Source organism: Tangfeifania sp., from assembly GCF_055108615.1.
Genome location: NZ_JBSQIC010000139.1, coordinates 1 through 5,818, shown reverse-complemented (window position 1 = coordinate 5,818; position 5,818 = coordinate 1). Strand labels below are relative to the sequence as shown.

Below are 5,818 nucleotides of genomic sequence, written 5' to 3'. Positions count from 1 at the left end.
CTCCGATTCGAAGGTGATGCCGTCTTTTTGTTTTTGATTGAATTCGTGATGGAACTTATTGTCAGTTATCCAATGATTTCATGGCTTTTCTTTTGTTCCAAAAGAGGCCCTGTGAAATATACAGGAAATTTCACGGGGGAAATGAAACAAGTTGCTACTTTGCTGCCGGTTGCAGCACAAGAACAATAAAAAGAATCCTTAGTGCAAACCCGGCGTTATATTTTAACCTGCGGCTAAACCACGCGATACAATCGTGCGGTAGCGGGGAGACTGTGAGACTGTGAGATGTGAGACAGTGAAAAGATGTTACACAATGGCATCCCTGTGGTGAAAAGGGATACCATCCTTTCCTGCTTCCATTTTTTACTACCACTTTTTTCAGCCAATGGCTGAGGTACACATTACAAATGTACACAAGAATGAGTGGCAACGGGTTTACCATTTTTTACTTACCCGAAATCTTAAGCCCAGATTGTTGTTTATGGAGTTTCCGGCATCAGCACCGGCAGATAAACCCAACTCGACGGGGAAAGCGGGATTCATATACTGCAATTCAAACAAACCTGACAATTGTTTTTGCAACGGTTCGTAAGGAATACAATACGAACCGAAACGATGTATCCAGGTGAGCAACCCTTTCCACCGGAGGTATTCTGTGAGAAACCCTTTAATGCCCAGATGATGGGCATAAAAACGGGTGGATTGAATTGCCCTGAAACCCGTAGGTTTTCCTTTTTCATCCAGCTGAACCGGGAAAAATAACGGTGAGCCTATTACCATTTGATGGTAGGTAAAACCTGACTGATACAAACCATGTGTAAAATAGTTATCGTTTTCCTGCCTCACCCAACTCTCGGATTCTTCCCTGAAAACGTAGAATGAATCGCGGATACTTTGCTGGCGGGTGTTTGTATATTCATAAACAATATCAGTAATCCATTTTTGTTTTTCATTGAAATTGAGATGTATGCCCAGCAGATTATCCGGCCAGTTGCGCCAGTTGATACCCGAATAATCCTCAAACGGATGGCTCAGGTAAAAAGTGGCATTGAGGGTTGAAAACTGCTTAACAATTTCCAGCTGGTAGGTGCCGAACTGGTCCCCTGCAACGTTGAGTTGATCCATGCCCGGAAAATCTTCATCCCCGGAGACCGCCAGTACATATTGCAAGTAATCCTTAAACCCGGAGGGCATTTCCCCGATTCGTTCATTCTGAGAAGTGCCCCCCCACATTACAAAATGTTCGAATCCGGTATAGATTTTCCACGTAGGGTCTGGTTCTACTTTCAAGTACAATGACTTATGATGCAGATGCGCTTTTTTCACAAACCGGTTGTCATTCAGGATGCCCTCATCGTACTCTGCCTTAAAACTGAGCCCGTTTTGCGTATAAGGAACCGGTTTATAACCCGATGTTGAAAGGCGAAGCATGGGCCAGGGCCGTGCATTGCCGCTGCGGGCAAGGTTGCCGTTGGTTGTAGAGAGGCCACCGTAACGAACAGAATCATAAAACATACCGCCTTTTAATTCCCAGCCTTTCCAGGAAACACCAGCAAAAGCCCTGTTTATATGAAAGTAATTTTCTTCGCCAAAAGCAGCCACAAAATTTCCTCCCCAGGCAAAAGAGATGGCCGATGTTGTATCTTTATTATATGATTGGCCGATGCTAATATCTGAAAAGTTTAACAGGGTATTGAAATGTAAAATTTTCCCATGTTGATTGGCCCAAAACCAAAAAGGCATTTCATCGCCGGTAACAGCAAATGCACTGTTCTCAATTTTGGCTGAAAATTGATTTTGAGCTGTTGCGATTATGGTTAAAAATGAAATTGTTGAAAGAAGTATGATTGTTTTGCGCATAATTATGAATGGACTTGTAGTTAATATAGTGTTCACCGGGACTGAAAGGTAACTGTAACCTATTTTATTCGTTCAATGATGTTTAAATGCCTGCCTGTCTCGATTAGGCAGACAGGAGCGTTTTCAAATCGCATGTTCCACCTCTATAATTCAACCACCGGCACCTTATCCCAATCGTTCTGTTTAACCGCAGATTGTATATCCACAAACTCAAAATCGATGAGCCATTTGTTTAATTTCTTTTCGGCCCCTTTTAAACCCACATACGATTTGAATTTACGGAATGCTGATAATTCATTAATTACAGGTTGTTCTGCATCAAAATCCCTGGGGTGAAGGTAGCTCATGACGTAGTCTGATTGCTTTGTCCATTTTTTGATGAGCGGGTAGGGAAAAAGGCGGAAATAACCGCCGCCGCTATAAATTATGGATTTGCCGGCAATGGTTGAATAATTAATGGGCAATTCCTTTAATTCAATGCCATTGTATTTTAAAATGGACGGGATCGGTTGTTTGTACGATGGGAAACCGCCGTGGGCGCGAGGAGCGGGGAAGACGGAGCAATCTACCTCGATGCCGTATTTGACGAGTAATTCGAAAGCCCATTTTTCATTTTCGGTAATGGAGAAGCCGGGGGCACGGAAGTATTTTACTTTTTGCCCGGTGATGTTTTCCAGTGTTTTTATGGAATACTCTATATCTTTCTCAAATTCTGCCGGGGTTTGCTCGTACACCAGTTGGTGCATGCGGGTGTGGGTGCCAACTTCGTAACCGCGCGATACAATTTCATTAACTACCTCGGGGTAAGTTTCAGCAATCCAGCCCAGACAAAAAAAGGTGGCTTTGGTGTTGGTGTGTTCCAGAATATTAAAAATGCGCTCCATGTTTTGGTGGATACGTACTTCATAATTTTTCCACTCATTGATGGTTTTGGTGGATTCATTATCGAGTATGTGGAACCATTCTTCAATGTCGAAAGTGAGGATGTTCATTAAGAAATTTTTGGATTGCTTCCTGTATGATTATATAAAAGGCTGCAAGAGAGAACATTGAATGAAAAGACTATATAAGTGATAATAGTTGATCCAATTGTTTCCTTTCCTGAAAATGTGTAACAGCAATATTGTGAAAACCGTTGTTCCGTTGTTTACGGTTTTTATTAACCGTATCAAGTAACTGTTTCACAGTAGTATTGGTGTTTGTAAATTGAGCTTTGATGTTGTTTTTTTCAATAAAATGCAGCAATTCATCAGCAAAAGCCCTCGAAATGAAGTCAATTTTTGCAAAATTGAAAGCAACCATTTTGCAGTCAGAAATATTCAGCTTTTGCCTGATTTCTTCCATCGCCTTGCGTGTGGTTATTGTTGAAGGCAAGTAATCTGCTATGTTGAAAATGATTTCCATTCTATGCACAAAAGTAGTCTAAATATTCTCTTTATCAAACAACACATCAAGTAACGAACGTAGCGACGCACCCATTGAATCGCCTTGCGGATTTGGAATATTTATTTTTCCAGGGTTCATTCTAGTACAAGTTTACAATTGCTGTCCTGTTCAGATACATAAGAGTACCGGGTTAAGTTTCAGCAATCCAGCCCAGGCAGAAAAAAGTGGCTTTGGTATTGGTGCGTTCCAGAATATTGAAAATACGCTCCATGTTTTGGTGGATGCGCACTTCGTAATTTTTCCACTCGTTTAATGTTTTGGTGGAATGATTAACCAAAATATGAAACCATTCCTCTATGTCGAAAGTGAGGATGTTCATGGATTACAAATCATCAGAGTCAATCCACATCAAATTCCAGTTTTTTTCATTTTTTAAAAATTTCGCATCCAATGTGTCTTCAAACTGGTTTATTATGAACGAGAACGGAAAAGGTGTTTTGAAGAACCCGGAGGAATTGACACGATATGTTTTAGCTTTGTGGCGTAACATCATCATTAAAATTAATTCTGCTTTATGAAGTTTGGCAGATTTCTCAATTTCGTTTAAAAGCCGCTTAGAATGTATTTGTGATTTAATAATGAAACTAAAGTCTAAAACGCCATAGCAAGGAACACCTTCTTTTTGTACCGAACGCGCAATAGAATATGCTAAAACTTGTTTGTTGGATTTTGCTCTTAAAACAATTATTTCATAACTTTTTTCAGGTGCACCTAAACGCCATTTAAGGAATTTAATATTTTTATTTAAAGCTATTGGATTTTCGCTTTTCCATTTTTCAAGAAAGTCAGAAAGCCCTTTAATATCATCAATTTTTTGAGATTTATATCTTTCAACAATAACCGTTTTTGAGGGTTTGATAAAAAGCTTCAAAAAACCATTATAGATTTTGATTGTAAAATTTGCAATAGGTATTAACCAAGATTTATTTCTTGTTTCTAAGAAGGCGTTGAATTTTAAAAATTTACCATACATTGGGATTTGAAATGGGAAATTCCAGCCTGCTTTTTTGTGTCCCGGAATTACTTCCGGGCGAATGGGATAGCCTGTTGAAAAAGCAAGCCCTTCTTTTTTAAACTGATCCGTAGAGTATTGACCAAGTTTTGTAAAAACTCCTTTTCCACGTGCTTTAACACTAGTCATGACATCGCAAACCATAGCTACGTGAACAAATTTATCTTTGATGAAGTATTGGTAAGGAATTGATGCATAATAACCAATCATTTCCCCGTTCAACTTTGCGACATATTCATAAGCCTTTGTTTTGTCATTTGTGGGAAATGATTTGAATTTCCATTTGTAGTGTTCTACCGTTTCAACAGGAGTCCCTATGTTTTCAGGAAAGCATTCAACAAATAGGCTGCGTTGCACATCAATATCTTTAGGATAGTTGAATTTTCCAAGGTTAATTTCCGTCATATCATTCCTCCATTTAAATCAATTGAAGTGCCTGTTATGTAACTATTTTTTCTCAAAAAATCTACCGTTGAAAAAATATCTTCACGTGGGCATAATTTGCCTATTGGAATTTGCTGAATAATAGATTTAAGAAATTTTTCGGGTACTTCACTTATCATACCTAACTCGGAATACCCCATATTAATATTATTAATTGTGATATTCTTTGATGCATTTTCAATAGCAACAGATTTAGTGAAACCCCAAAGTGCAGATTTCGATGAGGCATATGCGCTAACGCCTGGCGTGGGGTTAGAGGCAACAACTGAAGAGAAATTAATAATTCTACCAAAATTATCCTCCCTCATAATGGGTAATAAAGTTCTAATCAAATTATATGTGCCAAATAAATTTGTACTTAATACATTACGCCATTTATCAGGTTCGCTTTTATGAGTAAAAGAGTTATAAGTAATTCCAGCACAGTTAATAAGAGTAACTTGATTAAGTTTTTCTCTTATAGAACTAATCGTTTCTTCTACCTGTTCAAAATCTGTTACGTCCATTTTTAAATACGCTGAGGTGTATTTACTGGGCGTTGAATTAAAATATGTACCCATTACTTTCTCTTTAGATTCCTCTATGTATTTTTCAAATAAAAACTGACCTATTCCTCTTGAAGCACCTGTAATTAAAATCATAATGCTAATTTTTTAATAAAAATAAATATTTTTTATGACCATTTTAAGATTGAAGCACCATAAGTCCAACCGGAACCTACGGCTGCAAATAAAATTGTGTTACCTTTTTTGAGTTTGCCTGATCGGTTAGTTTCATCAAGCAAAATGGGTATTGTGCCGCCACTTGTATTGGCATATTTATCCATATTTGTCATCACTTTTTTCCATGGTAAACCAATTATTTCAGCGGTTTTTTGCAATATTTTAATGGATGGCTGATGAGGAATCATATAATCAATGTCATCAATAGCTAAACCAGTATCATTTAGCACTTGATTGATCGCTTTGGGTAACACCTCGGTACCTGTTTCATATACAGCGCGGCCATTCATTTTAAAATAATGCAGGCCTTTTTCAACTGTTTCTTTTGATGCAG

Annotated in this window: 8 protein-coding genes; 1 reads left to right on the top strand and 7 read right to left on the bottom strand. The window is 38.2% G+C overall.

Going from position 1 to position 5,818, the window contains the following annotated elements:
* On the top strand, positions 1-189 hold a 189-nt coding region (locus tag ACTCNA_RS17455; RefSeq protein ID WP_462949220.1), incomplete at its 5' end, for a hypothetical protein.
* A 246-nt stretch (positions 190-435) separates the two neighbouring features.
* Here ACTCNA_RS17455 and ACTCNA_RS17450 read toward each other — a convergent pair.
* The 7 genes from ACTCNA_RS17450 to ACTCNA_RS17420 all read right to left on the bottom strand — a co-directional run.
* Complete coding sequence (locus ACTCNA_RS17450) at positions 436-1,860, bottom strand: capsule assembly Wzi family protein (RefSeq protein ID WP_462949219.1); 1,425 nt, start codon at positions 1,858-1,860, stop codon at positions 436-438.
* Between the two features lie 143 nt (positions 1,861-2,003).
* Positions 2,004-2,852, bottom strand: a complete 849-nt coding sequence (locus ACTCNA_RS17445; RefSeq protein ID WP_462949218.1) for a polysaccharide deacetylase family protein — start codon at positions 2,850-2,852, stop codon at positions 2,004-2,006.
* Between the two features lie 70 nt (positions 2,853-2,922).
* On the bottom strand, positions 2,923-3,264 hold the full coding sequence (locus tag ACTCNA_RS17440) for a hypothetical protein (RefSeq protein ID WP_462949217.1): 342 nt from the start codon (positions 3,262-3,264) through the stop codon (positions 2,923-2,925).
* A gap of 172 nt (positions 3,265-3,436) precedes the next feature.
* Positions 3,437-3,625 carry a hypothetical protein gene (locus ACTCNA_RS17435; RefSeq protein WP_462949216.1) on the bottom strand — a complete coding sequence of 63 codons (189 nt, stop codon included), beginning with the start codon at positions 3,623-3,625 and terminating at the stop codon, positions 3,437-3,439.
* 3 nt (positions 3,626-3,628) lie between these two features.
* Complete coding sequence (locus ACTCNA_RS17430) at positions 3,629-4,723, bottom strand: GNAT family N-acetyltransferase (protein WP_462949215.1); 1,095 nt, start codon at positions 4,721-4,723, stop codon at positions 3,629-3,631.
* Complete coding sequence (locus ACTCNA_RS17425; RefSeq protein ID WP_462949214.1) at positions 4,720-5,403, bottom strand: SDR family NAD(P)-dependent oxidoreductase; 684 nt, start codon at positions 5,401-5,403, stop codon at positions 4,720-4,722. The genes ACTCNA_RS17430 and ACTCNA_RS17425 overlap by 4 nt, the downstream gene beginning before the upstream one ends.
* Before the next feature lie 32 nt (positions 5,404-5,435).
* Positions 5,436-5,818 (bottom strand): 3-oxoacyl-ACP synthase III family protein (locus tag ACTCNA_RS17420; RefSeq protein ID WP_462949213.1); only part of this gene is annotated, 383 nt, incomplete at its 5' end.

Coding starts and splice junctions, on each gene's coding strand:
- ACTCNA_RS17450 (WP_462949219.1), bottom strand. CDS start 1,860: ATGCGCAAAACAATCATACTTCTTTCAACAATTTCATTTTTAACCATA.
- ACTCNA_RS17445 (WP_462949218.1), bottom strand. CDS start 2,852: ATGAACATCCTCACTTTCGACATTGAAGAATGGTTCCACATACTCGAT.
- ACTCNA_RS17440 (WP_462949217.1), bottom strand. CDS start 3,264: ATGGAAATCATTTTCAACATAGCAGATTACTTGCCTTCAACAATAACC.
- ACTCNA_RS17435 (WP_462949216.1), bottom strand. CDS start 3,625: ATGAACATCCTCACTTTCGACATAGAGGAATGGTTTCATATTTTGGTT.
- ACTCNA_RS17430 (WP_462949215.1), bottom strand. CDS start 4,723: ATGACGGAAATTAACCTTGGAAAATTCAACTATCCTAAAGATATTGAT.
- ACTCNA_RS17425 (WP_462949214.1), bottom strand. CDS start 5,403: ATGATTTTAATTACAGGTGCTTCAAGAGGAATAGGTCAGTTTTTATTT.